The organism is Mycolicibacterium llatzerense (genome assembly GCF_025331195.1).
Lineage (GTDB): Bacteria > Actinomycetota > Actinomycetes > Mycobacteriales > Mycobacteriaceae > Mycobacterium > Mycobacterium llatzerense.
In genome coordinates, this window is record NZ_LXOV01000001.1 from 1,961,247 (window position 1) to 1,975,250 (window position 14,004).

The 14,004-nt window shown below is 67.4% G+C and carries 16 protein-coding genes; 8 read left to right on the forward strand and 8 right to left on the reverse strand.

Features of this window, described 5'->3' with window-relative positions:
* The first annotated feature begins 59 nt into the window (after nucleotides 1–59).
* Nucleotides 60–818 (forward strand): alpha/beta fold hydrolase, encoded by a 759-nt coding sequence (locus tag A7G45_RS09625; RefSeq protein ID WP_260936275.1) that lies wholly within the window; start codon nucleotides 60–62, stop codon nucleotides 816–818.
* Here A7G45_RS09625 and A7G45_RS09630 read toward each other — a convergent pair whose 3' ends face one another.
* Entirely contained in the window at nucleotides 819–1,046 is a 228-nt protein-coding gene (locus A7G45_RS09630) for a hypothetical protein (protein ID WP_260936277.1), read from the reverse strand. It lies immediately after the preceding gene.
* A gap of 72 nt (nucleotides 1,047–1,118) precedes the next feature.
* On the opposite strand from A7G45_RS09630, the gene A7G45_RS09635 reads away from it, so the two are divergent.
* Nucleotides 1,119–2,093, forward strand: a complete 975-nt coding sequence (locus tag A7G45_RS09635; RefSeq protein WP_043984530.1) for a helix-turn-helix domain-containing protein — start codon at nucleotides 1,119–1,121, stop codon at nucleotides 2,091–2,093.
* On the opposite strand, the gene A7G45_RS09640 is transcribed toward A7G45_RS09635, so the two are convergent.
* Both A7G45_RS09640 and A7G45_RS09645 read right to left on the reverse strand, forming a co-directional pair.
* Nucleotides 2,090–2,440 carry a hypothetical protein gene (locus A7G45_RS09640; RefSeq protein WP_260936283.1) on the reverse strand — a complete coding sequence of 117 codons (351 nt, stop codon included), beginning with the start codon at nucleotides 2,438–2,440 and terminating at the stop codon, nucleotides 2,090–2,092. The two genes, A7G45_RS09635 and A7G45_RS09640, sit on opposite strands and share 4 nt — an antisense overlap.
* A gap of 103 nt (nucleotides 2,441–2,543) precedes the next feature.
* Complete coding sequence (locus tag A7G45_RS09645; protein WP_260936287.1) at nucleotides 2,544–3,431, reverse strand: iron-sulfur binding domain-containing protein; 888 nt, start codon at nucleotides 3,429–3,431, stop codon at nucleotides 2,544–2,546.
* 37 nt (nucleotides 3,432–3,468) lie between these two features.
* On the opposite strand from A7G45_RS09645, the gene A7G45_RS09650 reads away from it, so the two are divergent.
* Both A7G45_RS09650 and A7G45_RS09655 read left to right on the forward strand, forming a co-directional pair.
* A complete protein-coding gene (locus tag A7G45_RS09650; protein ID WP_043400125.1) occupies nucleotides 3,469–4,086 on the forward strand; it encodes a carbonic anhydrase in 618 nt (205 codons plus the stop codon).
* Between the two features lie 95 nt (nucleotides 4,087–4,181).
* Nucleotides 4,182–4,979, forward strand: coding sequence for a hypothetical protein (locus tag A7G45_RS09655; RefSeq protein ID WP_260936290.1), 798 nt, complete (start codon nucleotides 4,182–4,184; stop codon nucleotides 4,977–4,979).
* Nucleotides 4,980–4,981: 2 nt separating this feature from the next.
* Here the strand turns inward: A7G45_RS09655 and disA are convergent, their stop codons facing one another.
* From disA to A7G45_RS09670, 3 genes are all read right to left on the reverse strand, one after another.
* On the reverse strand, nucleotides 4,982–6,103 hold the full coding sequence (disA, locus tag A7G45_RS09660) for a DNA integrity scanning diadenylate cyclase DisA (protein ID WP_043400066.1): 1,122 nt from the start codon (nucleotides 6,101–6,103) through the stop codon (nucleotides 4,982–4,984).
* Between the two features lie 30 nt (nucleotides 6,104–6,133).
* Nucleotides 6,134–7,528, reverse strand: a complete 1,395-nt coding sequence (radA, locus tag A7G45_RS09665) for a DNA repair protein RadA (protein ID WP_043400064.1) — start codon at nucleotides 7,526–7,528, stop codon at nucleotides 6,134–6,136.
* Between the two features lie 100 nt (nucleotides 7,529–7,628).
* Nucleotides 7,629–8,225, reverse strand: a complete 597-nt coding sequence (locus A7G45_RS09670; RefSeq protein ID WP_192830171.1) for a copper chaperone PCu(A)C domain-containing protein — start codon at nucleotides 8,223–8,225, stop codon at nucleotides 7,629–7,631.
* 358 nt (nucleotides 8,226–8,583) lie between these two features.
* Here A7G45_RS09670 and carD point away from each other — a divergent pair, with 358 nt between their 5' ends.
* The 4 genes from carD to rlmB are packed head-to-tail and all read left to right on the forward strand — an operon-like array spanning nucleotide 8,584 to nucleotide 11,939.
* The gene (gene carD / locus A7G45_RS09675) at nucleotides 8,584–9,072 is read left to right on the forward strand and encodes an RNA polymerase-binding transcription factor CarD (RefSeq protein WP_043400059.1); all 489 of its coding nucleotides are present in this window, start codon (nucleotides 8,584–8,586) and stop codon (nucleotides 9,070–9,072) included.
* 20 nt (nucleotides 9,073–9,092) lie between these two features.
* Nucleotides 9,093–9,566: a 2-C-methyl-D-erythritol 2,4-cyclodiphosphate synthase gene (gene ispF, locus A7G45_RS09680; protein ID WP_260936301.1), complete on the forward strand. Its 474-nt coding sequence runs from the start codon at nucleotides 9,093–9,095 to the stop codon at nucleotides 9,564–9,566.
* Complete coding sequence (gene cysS / locus A7G45_RS09685) at nucleotides 9,562–10,995, forward strand: cysteine--tRNA ligase (protein ID WP_162625486.1); 1,434 nt, start codon at nucleotides 9,562–9,564, stop codon at nucleotides 10,993–10,995. Before ispF ends, cysS begins: the two co-directional genes overlap by 5 nt.
* A gap of 2 nt (nucleotides 10,996–10,997) precedes the next feature.
* Complete coding sequence (gene rlmB / locus A7G45_RS09690) at nucleotides 10,998–11,939, forward strand: 23S rRNA (guanosine(2251)-2'-O)-methyltransferase RlmB (protein ID WP_260936306.1); 942 nt, start codon at nucleotides 10,998–11,000, stop codon at nucleotides 11,937–11,939.
* Here the strand turns inward: rlmB and A7G45_RS09695 are convergent.
* Both A7G45_RS09695 and A7G45_RS09700 read right to left on the reverse strand, forming a co-directional pair.
* The gene (locus A7G45_RS09695; protein ID WP_260936308.1) at nucleotides 11,936–13,492 is read right to left on the reverse strand and encodes a purple acid phosphatase family protein; all 1,557 of its coding nucleotides are present in this window, start codon (nucleotides 13,490–13,492) and stop codon (nucleotides 11,936–11,938) included. The genes rlmB and A7G45_RS09695 overlap by 4 nt on opposite strands.
* 90 nt (nucleotides 13,493–13,582) lie before the next feature.
* Nucleotides 13,583–13,990, reverse strand: coding sequence for a nitroreductase family deazaflavin-dependent oxidoreductase (locus tag A7G45_RS09700; RefSeq protein WP_260936311.1), 408 nt, complete (start codon nucleotides 13,988–13,990; stop codon nucleotides 13,583–13,585).
* Nucleotides 13,991–14,004 lie beyond the last annotated feature (14 nt).

Sequence of the window (14,004 nt, forward strand, 5' to 3'; positions counted from 1 at the left end):
GGCAGGGTGGGCCGCTGCCGGCAGGCAACAGGGGCGCTGCCGCCAGGCAATATAGGGCTATGACGACCGACCTGCTCACCGCCCGCGGCGGTACCGGCGAGCCGATTGTGCTGGTGCACGGATTGATGGGCCGTGGGACGACGTGGGACCGGCAGTTGCCGTGGTTGACCGACCTGGGCGAGGTCTACACCTACGACGCGCCGTGGCATCGCGGCCGCGGGGTCCACGATTCCGAGCCGATCAGCACCGAACGGTTCGTCGCCGACCTGGCCGACGCGGTCGGCTCGCTGGGGCGCCCGGCGCGGTTGATCGGACATTCGATGGGTGGGCTGCACAGTTGGTGTCTGGCTGCGGCCCATCCGGAACTGGTCACCGCGCTGGTGGTCGAGGACATGGCCGCGGACTTCGTCGGCTTCACCATCGGTGCCTGGGATCCGTGGACCCACTCCATTCCGGCCGAATTCAATTCGGCGCAACAGGTTTTGGACCTGTTCGGCCCGATCGCGGGCCAGTATTTCCTGGACGCCTTCGACCGCACCGAGACCGGCTGGCGGCTGCACGGCGAGGCCGGGCACTGGGTGGCGATCGCCGCCGAATGGGGCACCCGGGACTACTGGCAGCAGTGGGCGGCAGTGCGGGTGCCGACGCTGCTCATCGAGGCCGGGAACTCGGTCGCACCGCCGGGGCAGATGCGCAAGATGGCCGAGATCGGCTACCGGACAACATATCTGGAGGTTCCGGGCGCCGGGCACCTGGTGCACGACGACGATCCGGACGCGTACCGCCGTGCGGTCGAGGATTTTCTCGCGTCCGTCTGACTAGTCGAATCGGGAACGCACCGCGGCGAGGTCGTGCGCGGCGCGGTCCAGGTCGCGGCTGTCGCCGACGTTTGTCCAATCTCGGCTGTCGCCGACGTCGGTCCAGTTGAAGTTGCCGAAACCATTGCGCGCACCGGGATTTCGGGTGATGGCGCTCAGCGCGGCGCCGAGTGCGAATGGGGCGACCATGATCGCGACCATCGCAATCAGGGTCAGGACGGTGTTCATGTCAACAATTGTCGAATCAGGGGCAACCGAATAAACAGTGGCAGTTCGGACGGCATTCGATAAAATGCTGCCATGATCAACAGTGTCTCGGTCCTGGTGATGGACGGGGTCGCGCCGTTCGAGTTCGGCGTGGTGTGTGAGGTGTTCGGCATCGACCGATCGGGCGATGGCGTGCCCAACTTCGATTTCAAGGTGTGCGGACCGGAGGCCGGGCGGCCGGTACGAACGTCGGTCGGTGCATCGTTGATTCCCGACCACGGCATCGACCAGCTCCTGGGGGCCGACTTGGTCGCCATTCCGGCGGTGGCGGGTCCCAACTATCCGCAGTCGGCGCTGGATGCCGTGCGCACCGCCGCGGACTCGGGTTCGATCATCCTGACCATCTGCTCAGGAGTCTTTGTCGCAGGCGCTGCCGGGCTGCTCGACGGTCGCGCCTGCACCACGCACTGGATGCACTCGGACCGGCTGGCCCGGCAATACCCGACCGCGCGGGTCGATCGCGACGTCCTGTTCGTCGACGACGGGAATCTGATCAGCAGCGCGGGGACCGCGGCAGGCATCGACGCCTGTCTGCATCTGGTGCGCCGCGAGTTGGGCAGCGAGATCACCAACAAGATCGCGCGGCGCATGGTGGTGCCGCCGCAGCGTGACGGCGGGCAGCGTCAGTTCATCGAGCAGCCGATCCCGGTGCGGTGCTCGGAAGGCTTTGCGCCCCATCTGGATTGGATTCTGACCAACCTGCGCGTCCCGCACACGGTGGACAGCCTGGCCAAACGGGCGAGCATGTCGGGGCGCACGTTCGCGCGGCGTTTCGTCGAGGAGACCGGGCGGACGCCCATGCAGTGGGTCACCGACCAGCGTGTCCTCTATGCCCGCAGGCTGCTCGAGGAGACGGATCTCGATGTGGACCGGGTGGCCGACAAGGCCGGATTTGGTACCGCAACTCTGCTGCGGCACCATTTCCGGCGCGTTGTCGGCGTCAATCCGTCGGATTACCGTCGACGGTTCTCCTGCCCGATTGGGCTTGCGTCACAACGGGATGGCTAGCCCTGCGGCCGGCACTGCACGTTGACGTACACGGTGTCGAACTGGCCGGAGTTGATTCGCTGGCCCCGGTTGTCGACGTTGGAGCCGGACAACCCGTGCACATCGGTCACCGAGCACGCGGACAGCGGCCCAGAGGTGCTGGTGTTGACCTGGACGTGGTAGCCGCGGGACTGCAGCTCATTGATGGTGTCGACGGCGGACCCTCCGCCGGTCGGCAGCGCCGACGCCGTGCCCACCGCGGGCGAGATGGCCACTGCGGCAAAGGCGGCTGCCGCGGCTCCAGCGATGACGAGGCCGCGACGACGGTTGTTAACTTTCTGTTCACCTGAAATTCGGTATGCGGTCATGCTTCCGTTCTATCCGAGGATCACGGCGTGTGGTACTGACTCATGCCGTTCTCATCGGAAAGCGCGTGATTTCATGCCGTTCTCATGTAAACCGGCAATCGGGTCAGTTCTCGCCCTCGCCTGCCAGCGCGTATCGGTCATCGGCGGTTTGCTCGACCAGGCCGTCGACCAGCAGTGAGTCCAGTGCCCGGTCACGTTGCGCGGTATCGGTGAGCCAGGCCACATCCAATTGCGCCCGGGTCACCGGAGTTGCGCTGCCGCGCAACACATCCAGTAGCCGGCCGCGAACTTGGCGATCGGTACCGGCGTATTTCTGCACCGGACGCGTCGGCGTGTCCATCTCCGGATGGCCCGCGCTTCGCCAGGCGCACGTCGTCAACGGGCATATCCCGCATTTCGGATTGCGGGCAGTGCAGACGATCGCACCGAGCTCCATGAGTGCCGCCGAAAACACATGCGCCGTACCGTCTTTCGGCAGGAGTGCCGCGACGTCGTCGAGGTCGCGGGTGCGCGCAGGGGTGTCGGCCACGCCGCGCACCACGCGGGCCACCACCCGGCGCACATTGGTGTCGACCACGGGGACGTCCTGTTGATACGCGAAACAGGCGACGGCCCGCGCGGTGTAGGCCCCGACGCCCGGCAGCGTCAGCAGGGTCTCGACGTCGCGGGGCACCACGTCGCCATGCTCGGTGCTGATGACCTCTGCGCATTCGTGTAATCGCTTGGCGCGGCGCGGATAACCCAGCTTGCCCCAGGCCCTCAGCACGTCAGCCGCGCCGGCCGCGGCGGTCGCGGACGGGGTGGGCCAGCGCGCGATCCAGTCCCGCCAGATCGGTTCGACCCGCGACACGGGGGTCTGCTGCAACATGAATTCGCTGACCAGAATTTGCCAGGCAGTCACGTCCGGGGCGCGCCACGGCAGGTCGCGTTGTGCCGTCCGGTACCAATCCAGGAGCTCGTCGGCGGGGATGAGAATTTGCCCTGAACTCATTGCGCGGCGTCTATGTGTTGAGGGCACAATGGGCGGCATGCCCAACTCGAACCCGATAAACGCCTGGAAAGCACTGAGAGAGGGTAACGAGCGATTCGTTGCCGGTGAACCAGCGCATCCCAGCCAGAGCATCGAGCGTCGGACGCAGTTGGCCGGTGGTCAGAAGCCCACTGCAGTGCTGTTCGGCTGTGCGGACAGCCGCGTCGCCGCCGAGATCATCTTCGATCAGGGCCTCGGCGACATGTTCGTGGTGCGCACCGCCGGCCACGTCCTCGATTCCGCGGTCATCGGGTCCATCGAATACGCCGTCGTAGTCCTCGAAGTACCGCTGATCGTGGTCCTCGGCCACGACAGCTGTGGCGCGGTGAAGGCCACCATCACCGCGCTGGACGACGGTGCGGTGCCCGGCGGGTATGTCCGCGACATCGTCGAGCGCGTCACCCCGTCGATCCTTGTCGGCCGCCGCGAAGGGCTGACCGAGGTCGACGAGCTCGAGGCCAAGCACGTAAACGAAACGGTGCGTCTGCTGAGCGAGCGATCCAACATGATCGCCGAACGGCTGGCATCGGGCAAGGTCGCCATCGTCGGTGCGACCTATCACCTGGCCGAGGGTCGGGTCACCAAGCGCGACCACGTCGGTGACATCGGCGAGTAGTCGGCCGGCCGACGTGGCGAACAACACCGCAGTTCACAGGCGACACGCCGCACCGGGTCAGGGCGCACTACGTTTCGTGCCCTTACCGTGACAATGTGCCGGATCTAGAACCGCATGGCCCGCTGCCATCCCAAATCTATTGGCGACGGCGGATGCTGGCCATCGGTGTCGGCGCTGTCGTCCTGCTCCTGGTTGTGATCATCGGGGTCGTGGTCTTCAGCAACAGCACCGGCGACTCCAAGCAGACTCAGTCCACCGCGAAGACGTCGACATCCGCGACACCACTGCCCGGCGAGACGCCCGGGGTGAAGAGTCCGATCGAGCCGCCGCCGAACGCGTCTCCCGCGCCGACACCGACCCCGACCACCGCCGTCACCCCGCCGCCGGTGCTCAAGGCAGGCGACGATTGCCCGGACACCACGCTCGCGGCCAAGGGCATCACCAACCAGCCGAACTACGTGATCGGCGATCAGCCGAAGTTCACGATGGTGGTCACCAACATCGGGCTGGTCGAATGCAAGCGTGACGTCGGTGCCGCTGTGCTGGCCGCGTACGTCTACTCGCTGGACAACAACCGGCTGTGGTCCAACCTGGACTGCGCGCCTTCGAACGAGACCCTGGTTCGCGCCTTCAAGCCGGGCGAGCAGGTGACCACCGAGGTGACCTGGACCGGCATGGGCTCGGCGCCCAACTGCCCGCTGCCGCGGCAGGCGATCGGGCCGGGCACCTACAACCTGGTGGTCCAGCTGGGCAACCTACGGTCGGCTCCGGTGCCGTTCGTGCTGTCCGAGGCCCAACAGCCCGGACCGGGTGCGCCGCCTGCGGGCGAGGCTCCGCCGCCGCCGGCTGCACCGGCGCCCGGCGAGCCGACGCTGCCCGGACCCGCCAACTGATCTCAGGCCAGCCGGTCGGCGATGGTCGATTCGGCGAGCAGCGACAGACCCTCTCGGATGTGGCGGGCCCACATGGACCCGATGCCCTCCACCGACTGCAGGTCGTCGGCGCTCGCGGCCAGTAGGCCCTGCAGCGATCCGAACGAGCGCACCAACAGGTCGACGTGTGCGAACTGCAGGCGCGGGATGCCCGCCATCGCGCGGTAGCCGCGCGAGCTCATCGCTGAATCCTGTGCCTCTGGCGTCGACGGATAGCCGAAAACCCTTGCCAGCGTGGTGAAGTCGAGAAGTTCGTTGTCGCTCAGCGCATCGAGTTCCTCGAGCGTTGCGGTCACCTGATCGGCGGCCGGTGGGTCGGGGTTGGCGTGGTAGTCGCGAACGATCAGTTCGCGGGCGGCGTCGTTGTCGCCGACCAGTTCGTCGAGCTGCAGCTTGAGCTGACGCCCGTCGGTACCGAGCTCGACGACGTCGGCGTCGATCTCGAGGCTGATCCGGCGGACCATCTCCATGCGCTGCACGACGGTCATGACGTCGCGCAGTGTCACGAAATCCTCGATCTCGGCCATCGACAGCTGCTTGCTGACTTCGTCGAGCCGGAACTTGTAGCGCTCCAGGGTCGCGATGGTCTGGTTGGCGCGCGACAGGATGGTCGGGGTTTCCGGTACGACGTGGCGTTCACCGGCCACGTAGACCGTCACGATGCTCATCGAGTGGCTGACGGACACCACCGGGAATCCGGTCTGGATGGCCGCGCGCTCGGCAGAGCGGTGCCGCGTGCCGGACTCGTCGGTGGGGATGGAGGGGTCGGGCACCAGCTGCACGTTGGCCCGCAGGATCCGGGTCAGGTCGCTGGAGAGCACGACGGCGCCGTCCATCTTCGACAGCTCGCGCAGCCGGGTCGGTGCGAACCGGACGTCCAGCGGGAAGCCACCGTCGCAGATGGCCTCGACGCTGTCGTCGTAGCCCAGCACGATCAGCCCGCCGGTACGGCCACGCAGGATCCGCTCCAGACCGTCTCGCAGCGGCGTTCCGGGCGCCAGCTTGCCCAACGTCTCGCGCAGCGTCGGTCGGGCCAGGTGCACGACGTTGCCCCGTCCGGACCGATTGGCCGATTTCACCGACATCGGTGTACTCCTCGGGTTTCCGGCCGGGCTCTACCCGGTCCGGTCCACATTCTCTGTGATCTTGCGCAACACCCGCAACGCCGCGGTGATGTTCTCGGCCGGCAGGACCCGAAGACCGCGCGGTGGCGACTCGGTTCCGGTGGGCACCACGGCCGTCGTGAAGCCGAGTCGGGCGGCCTCGGCGAGCCTGCGGTCCATGCCGGTGACGCGGCGCAGATCGCCGGCCAGACCCACCTCGCCGATGGCGATCGCGGTGGCCGGCAGCGGCAGGTCCGTGTACGCCGAAGCGATGGCCAGTGCCACCGCCAGATCCGACGACGGGTCGGTCAACCGCATACCGCCGACCGTGGACAGGTAGATGTCGTTGGTACCGACGGGCAGGCGCGCCCGCTTCTCCAGCACCGCGGTGATCATGGCCGCGCGGGCCGAGTCGATGCCGCTGACCGCGCGGCGCGGGGAGCCGGCCGACGGCGATCCGATCAGTGCCTGCACCTCGCCGATCAGGGGCCGCTTGCCGTCCAGGCTGACCGTTACCGCGGTGCCGGACACCGGGGCCGGCCGCTGGTCGAGGAACAGCCCCGACGGGTCGGCAACGCATTCGATTCCGTTGTCGTGCAACATGAAACAGCCGACCTCGTCGGCCGCGCCGAAGCGGTTCTTGACGCCGCGGACCATGCGCAGCGTCGAGGCGCGGTCGCCTTCGAAGTGCAGCACCACGTCCACCAGGTGCTCGAGCGAGCGCGGCCCGGCGATGGCGCCGTCCTTGGTGACATGGCCGACCAGGACCATGGCGATGCCCGTCGTCTTGGCGGCCATGGTGAGCGCGGCGGTGACGGCGCGGACCTGCGTCACGCCGCCGGTGACGCCGTCGGTCTCGGCGGTCGACATGGTCTGCACCGAATCCACCACCACCAAAGTGGGCTGCACCGCCTCGATGTGGCCGAGCGCGGTCTGCAGGTCGGACTCGGCGGCCAGGTAGACGTTGTCGTGGGTGCAACCGGTGCGCTCGGCGCGCAGCCGGATCTGCCCGGCCGATTCCTCTCCCGACAGATAGAGCGCCCGTCGCCCGGACATGGCCCAGCGGTGTGCGACTTCGAGCAGCAGCGTCGACTTGCCGACGCCGGGATCACCGGCCAGTAGCGTCACCGAACCCGGCACCACACCGCCGCCCAGCACCCGGTCCAATTCGCTGATCCCGGTGTGGAAGTGCCTGGTGGTGCCCGGATCGATCGAGCTGATCGGAACGGCAGGGGAGGTGGGTGCGACAGCGCGGTGCGTCGCGGGCGTCAGCGAGCTCAGAACCGCTACTTCATTGACCGTGCCCCAGGTGCCGCAGTCCGGGCAGCGTCCCACCCATTTGGCCGTGGTGTGCTGGCACTCCGAGCACCGAAACTGCGAACGTACTTTCGAACCGGTTCTGGCCATGCCGCGAACTTAGTCGTTGGTACCGACAGATTGCGTCAGGCCGGCGGTGTGGGTGCTTCCCGCAGCGCGACCGGAAGTGGCTGCGAGGAACGAGGCGAGGTTAGTGATGGCCCTCGCCGCCGCCGGCGGGTGCCGGAGCAGCTTCGCCGGCGCCGGCCTCGCGGCGCGGGGCTTCGCCGGCGGAGATCGGGACCTCGATGGTCTTCTCGCCGGCGTTCTGGAACTTGAACGTGAAGCTGTAGTTCAGGCCGTTCGAGATGGGCTTGGTCAGCGCGACCATCGCGATGGAGGTCGTGGCGTCCTCGGAGCGCGGCAGGGTCTGCTTCTGGCCGTCCGGGGTGCCGACCAGCAGCACGCCGCCGGCGGGCACCGTGGTGCCGCCGTTGACCAGCACCTCACCGGTGTCCGAGGTGATGCCGACCAGCTTGTCGGGGTTGTCGGGCGACTTGTTGGTGGCGACGAACAGCAGCTCGACCATGGTGCCGGGCTTGACGAAGTCGCGGGTCTGCGGGGCGCGCAGGTACACGTTGCGCAGGTCCACACCGGCCTTCTCGTCACCGATGCTGGTGGCGGTGCCGTTGACCGCAGGCAGCTGGTTCGCGCTCTGCGAGACCTGGCCAGCGCTGCAGCCGGTGAGCGTCACCGCGGTGGCCAGCCCGAAGGCGGCCAGCGTGACGGCAGAAGTGCGCGATTTCATGCGGTTCACTCAAGCCTCCTGCTTGGGCGCCAGCGGCGATGCGCGTGACGGCCTTGGGTATGTCTGCTGTGCTCCCCGGACTGGTCCGGCGTTCGACTATGCAGAGTAGTAGGTGGCCGTGGGCGGCGGTAGCGGAGGCCCGCTATCGGCCTGGTTCAGGCGTATTTCCGGCCGCGAATGACCGGTGAATGGGACGTGAATCGGGTGCAATTCGGCCGTAATGTGGCCCTCGCCACTGCACGTAAATGCCGTGCTGTCAACCCCTTTCACGCATCTGCATGGCCCCTGACCTGCATTGTTGATCCGCGGGTGTCCGACGCCCGTGCTAACATTGCTATGTGAAAGGGGCCCGAATCTGATGATTTTCAAGGTCGGAGACACCGTCGTTTACCCACACCACGGTGCAGCATTGATCGAGGCGATTGAAACCCGGACCATCAAAGGCGAGCAGAAAGAATATCTCGTCCTCAAGGTTGCGCAGGGCGATCTGACCGTTCGAGTACCCGCAGAAAACGCTGAATACGTCGGTGTTCGCGACGTGGTGGGTCAGGAAGGCCTCGACAAGGTGTTCCAGGTGCTGCGCGCCCCGCACACTGAGGAGCCGACCAACTGGTCCCGTCGTTACAAGGCGAACCTGGAGAAGCTGGCCTCCGGTGATGTGAACAAGGTCGCCGAGGTCGTTCGCGACCTGTGGCGTCGTGATCAGGAGCGCGGTCTGTCCGCCGGCGAGAAGCGCATGCTGGCCAAGGCTCGTCAAATCCTGGTCGGTGAACTGGCTCTGGCCGAGAACACCGATGACGCGAAGGCCTCCACCATCCTGGACGAGGTTCTCGCCGCGGCGTCCTGAACGCCAGCCCCAACGGAGCAGTGAACTTCCGTATCGGTCTCGGTACCGACGTACATCCCATCGAGGCAGGGCGGCCATGCTGGCTGCTCTGCCTGTCATTCGAAGGTGTTGACGGCTGTGCCGGGCACTCTGACGGCGACGTGGCCGCGCACGCACTCTGTGATGCCTTGCTGAGTGCGGCCGGCCTCGGCGACCTGGGCAGCGTGTTCGGCACCGACCGTCCCGAATGGCGCGGCGTCACTGGCGCCGACATGCTCAAACATGTCTCCACGCTGCTGGCCGCTGCCGGTTTCCGCGTGGGCAATGCGGCGGTCCAGGTGATCGGTAACCGCCCGAAAATCGCTCCCCGCAGGGAAGAGGCGCAGCAGGTGCTGTCGACGCTGCTGGACGCTCCTGTCTCGGTTTCGGCGACCACCACCGACGGCCTCGGACTGACCGGCCGGGGCGAGGGTCTGGCCGCGATTGCGACGGCGCTGGTGGTCTCGCTCGATTAGGCCGGTAAGCTGGCCCGTCGTGACCGAACACCGTCTCGAGGGCCTACGGCTCTACGACACCATGACCGGTGCCGTGCGGGACTTCACCCCGGTGCGGCCCGGACACGCATCCATCTACCTGTGTGGCGCAACCGTGCAGGGCCTGCCCCATATCGGCCATGTGCGCAGCGGCGTCGCGTTCGACGTGCTGCGGCGCTGGCTGACGGCCAAGGGCTACGACGTCGCGTTCATCCGGAACGTCACCGACATCGACGACAAGATTCTCAACAAGGCTGCCGACGCCGGCCGGCCGTGGTGGGAGTGGGCCGCCACCTTCGAACGGGCCTTCACGGCCGCCTACGACGCGCTGGGGGTGCTGCCGCCGTCGGCTGAGCCGCGGGCGACCGGACACATCACCCAGATGGTCGAGGTCATCGAGAAACTGATCGAGCGCGGGCATGCCTACGCCGCCAATGGCGACGTCTACTTCGACGTGCTGAGCCTGCCCGACTACGGCAAGCTCTCGGGCCACCGCATCGACGACGTGCACCAGGGCGAGGGCGTGGCGACCGGCAAGCGCGACCCCCGGGACTTCACCCTGTGGAAGGGCGCCAAGCCCGGCGAGCCGTCGTGGCCGACGCCGTGGGGCCGGGGCCGCCCCGGCTGGCACACCGAGTGCGTCGCGATGTGCCAGGAGTACCTGGGCTCCGAGTTCGACATCCACGCCGGCGGTATGGACCTGATCTTCCCGCATCACGAGAACGAGACCGCCCAGGCCAACGCCTGCGGTGACGAGTTCGCGCGATTCTGGCTGCACAACGGCTGGGTCACCATGGGCGGCGAGAAGATGAGCAAGTCGCTGGGCAACGTCCTGGCGATTCCGGCTGTGCTGCAACGGGTTCGGGCTGCCGAGCTGCGCTACTACCTGGGCAGTGCGCACTACCGGTCCATGCTGGAGTTCTCCGAGAACTCACTGCAGGACGCGGCCAAGGCCTACACCGGCATCGAGGAATTCCTGCACCGGGTCCGCACCCGGGTGGGTGCCGTCGAGGTCGGTACCTGGACCGAGAAGTTCGCGGCCGCACTGGATGACGACCTGGCGGTGCCCGCGGCGTTGGCCGAGGTGCACGCCGCCCGCGCGGATGGTAACCGGGCACTGGACGCCGGTGATCACACCGGCGCGATGGAGGCTGCGTCGTCGATCCGGGCCATGATGGGCATCCTGGGCTGCGATCCGCTCGATGAGCGCTGGGAAACCCGCGACGAGACGTCCGCCGCACTGAATGCTGTTGACGCCCTGGTGCAGTGGGCGCTCAAGAGCCGCACCGAGGCCCGCGAGAACCGCGACTGGGCCGCCGCCGACGCGATCCGCGACCAGCTGAAGCTGGCCGGCATCGAGGTCACCGATACCGCTGATGGCCCGCAATGGGCCCTGACTGATGGGGCCTGACGATGGCTGGAAACTCCCAGCGCCGCGGCGCAATTCGTAAAGACGGCACCAAGAAGGGCCCGACCGTCGGCTCCGGCGGTCAGCGCCGTCGCGGCCTCGAGGGCAAGGGCGCAACTCCGCGCGCCGACCAGCGCCCGAATCACAAGGCGTACAAGGTTGCGCAGAAGACCGCGCGCTCGAATCAGGGGCGGCACAAGAAGACCGACGATGTCGAGGTCGTGGTCGGCCGCAACCCGGTGGTGGAGTGCCTGCGGGCCGGCGTGCCCGCCACCGCGCTCTACGTCGTGCTCGGGACCGAGGCCGACGAGCGGCTGACCGAATCCGTCACTCGGGCAGGCGATGCCGGCATCGCGATCCTCGAGGTGCAGCGCCACGACCTGGACCGCATCACCAGCAATGGCATGCACCAGGGCATCGCGCTGCAGGTGCCGCCGTACCAGTACATACATCCGGACGATCTGCTGAAGTCCGCGACCACCGACTCCATGCCGGCGTTGTTGGTCGCGCTCGACAACATCTCGGACCCGCGCAACCTGGGCGCCATCGTGCGCTCGGTGGCGGCGTTCGGCGGGCACGGCGTGGTGATCCCGCAGCGGCGTTCGGCGTCGGTCAGCGCGGTGGCCTGGCGCACCAGCGCCGGCGCGGCGGCCCGGCTGCCGGTGTCGCGGGCCACGAATCTGAATCGGACGCTGAAGGATTGGGCCGATGCCGGCCTGACGGTCGTCGGGCTCGATGCCGGCGGCGACACCACGCTGGACGAGCTGGACGCCTCCGGGCCGATGGTCGTCGTCGTGGGCTCCGAGGGCAAGGGCCTGTCGCGATTGGTGCGGGAGAACTGCGACCACATCGTCTCGATCCCGATGGCCGGGCCCACCGAGTCGCTGAACGCGTCGGTGGCAGCCGGTGTGGTGCTCGCCGAAATCGCCCGGCAGCGAAGGGACTAGCGGTCGGTGCGGGGCCGCGTGAGGGTGAATTTGTCGACCGCCCGGACCTCGCCGAACGGACCGCTCACCGCGTAATAGGTGGCGTCCATCGACGTGTTGCCGCCAGGCTGGCCGGGATCGACATCGAAAGCCACGAAGCCGCAAGGATTTTCCCGGTCCCGGAAGACCGACCAGGGCGCCGCTTCCTCGGTGTAGTTCGGCGTCTTTCTTCCGGTGCCGGGGTTCACCTCGCCCACGGACATGAGGACGCGGCATCGCGGCTCGGGAAAGAGCATCGCGTTCGACGGAATCGACGTGCCTCCGCCGCCGATGACCAGATGTACTGTGCCTTTGCTGGTATCGATCGAACCAGATTGTGCATCAACCGGATTCGGCGTCAGGGTGTCGGTGGGTAAGGTGCCGCGAAGTGCATGGCTACGTTCGTAGTGGTGCTCGTGCCCGCAGACCACGAGGTCGACGTTGAACCGGTCGAACAGGGGCAGCCAGTTCTCGCGGATGCCCAGGTCGGCGCCGTTGGTCTTGTTGCCTGTGGAGATCGCTGTCTGGTGCATGCACACCACCACCCAATCGATCTCTTTGCTGCTCCGAGTCCGCTCCAGTTCTTGTTCCAGCCAACGTTTTTGGGCTCCGCCCGAGTAGCCGCGCACGTATGAGTTGCCGCCGTCCTGGTAGCACACGTCATCGTTGGCCAGGATGATCACGCGGACCGAGCCGGCGGTGAAGGCGTACCACAGGCCGCGGAGTTCGGGATCGGAACCGGAGTCCGGCAGCCCGAAATAGGCCTGGTAGGCGCCGTAGCCGATCGGGCCGTTGCCCAACTCGTTCTCGTGGTTTCCCGGTGCCGGCATCCACGGTCGATACCGCGCTGACCGGGTGTTGTTCTCGAACCACTCCGACCAGGTGCGGACCCGGTCGTGAGCGAGGTTGGCATAGCAGAGGTCGCCGTTGACCAGGTGGAACAGCGGGGCCACTCGCTCGACGGCGGTCGTGATGTCACCCGCGGCCGGGGACCCGACGTGGTCGCTGCCGAAGGATGCCGCCACCTTGGCGTCCAGCATGGGGGTCGATTGATCGCCGAAGCTGGTGAAACGGATGGGCGCCCGGCCCCGAGGTGCGGTACGCACTGTGCCCAGCTCGGGACTGGCGCCATCATGTACAGCGGCGTAGACGTAGTCGGTGTCGGGTGCCAGGCCAGTCAACCGTGCATGGTGGACACGAATCTCGGTGCGGGAGGCCGCGTCTCGGTAGGTGACGGTCTCGGCTGCGACGGCATTGCCGAACCCGCCGTCGGGGGTGCCCACCGTGATGCGGGGGTTCGTCACTGCGGCGGCGGTGTGCCAGGACACCACGGCCTCGGTAGCTGCGTCGGCGCCGAACTGGGTGTGCAATCCCGTGACCGGTGGTGCGCCGCTGCGGTCAGCGCGCTGCCACAGCACCGGGCCGGTGCGCTTGGTGGTGAGGTACCCGGTGGCGCCGGCACCGACGCCTGCGCCGACGAGCGCCGACGTACCTCCCACAATCAGCGTTCTGCGGCTCACGTCCACGACAGCCATCTTGCCTACGAAGCGCCTGGTCCGCTCGGCCGCAACGCCGCCCGGCTACGAATCGACGCGCGCTGTTCTCGTTCAGGTAACCGCGCTGATTCAGCGCCGCTGCAGTTCGAAGACCGGGATGAGGCGGTCGGTCTTCTTCTCGTACTCGGCGAACCCGGGCGCGCGCTCGACGATGTGGGCGTAGGCGGCGTCGCGCTCCGCACGAGGCAGTTCACGCGCCACGACGTCGTATTCGTAGGTGCCGATTTCGATGTGGGCGTTGGGATTTGCCCGCAGGTTGTGCACCCACGCCGGATCGGCGTCCGCGCCGCCGGCGGAGCCGACGATCCACAGCTTGCCGTCGCTGTCGAAGGTGGCCGCCGGGTTCACCCGCGGCTGACCGCTCTTGGCGCCGGTGGTGTGCAGGACCAGCAGCGTCAGGTTCGCGAACTGGCCGCCGACCTTGCCGCCGTTGGCGCGGAATTCATCGATGATCTGCTGGTTCCAGCTGTCGGCCATGATCTTCCAAGCCC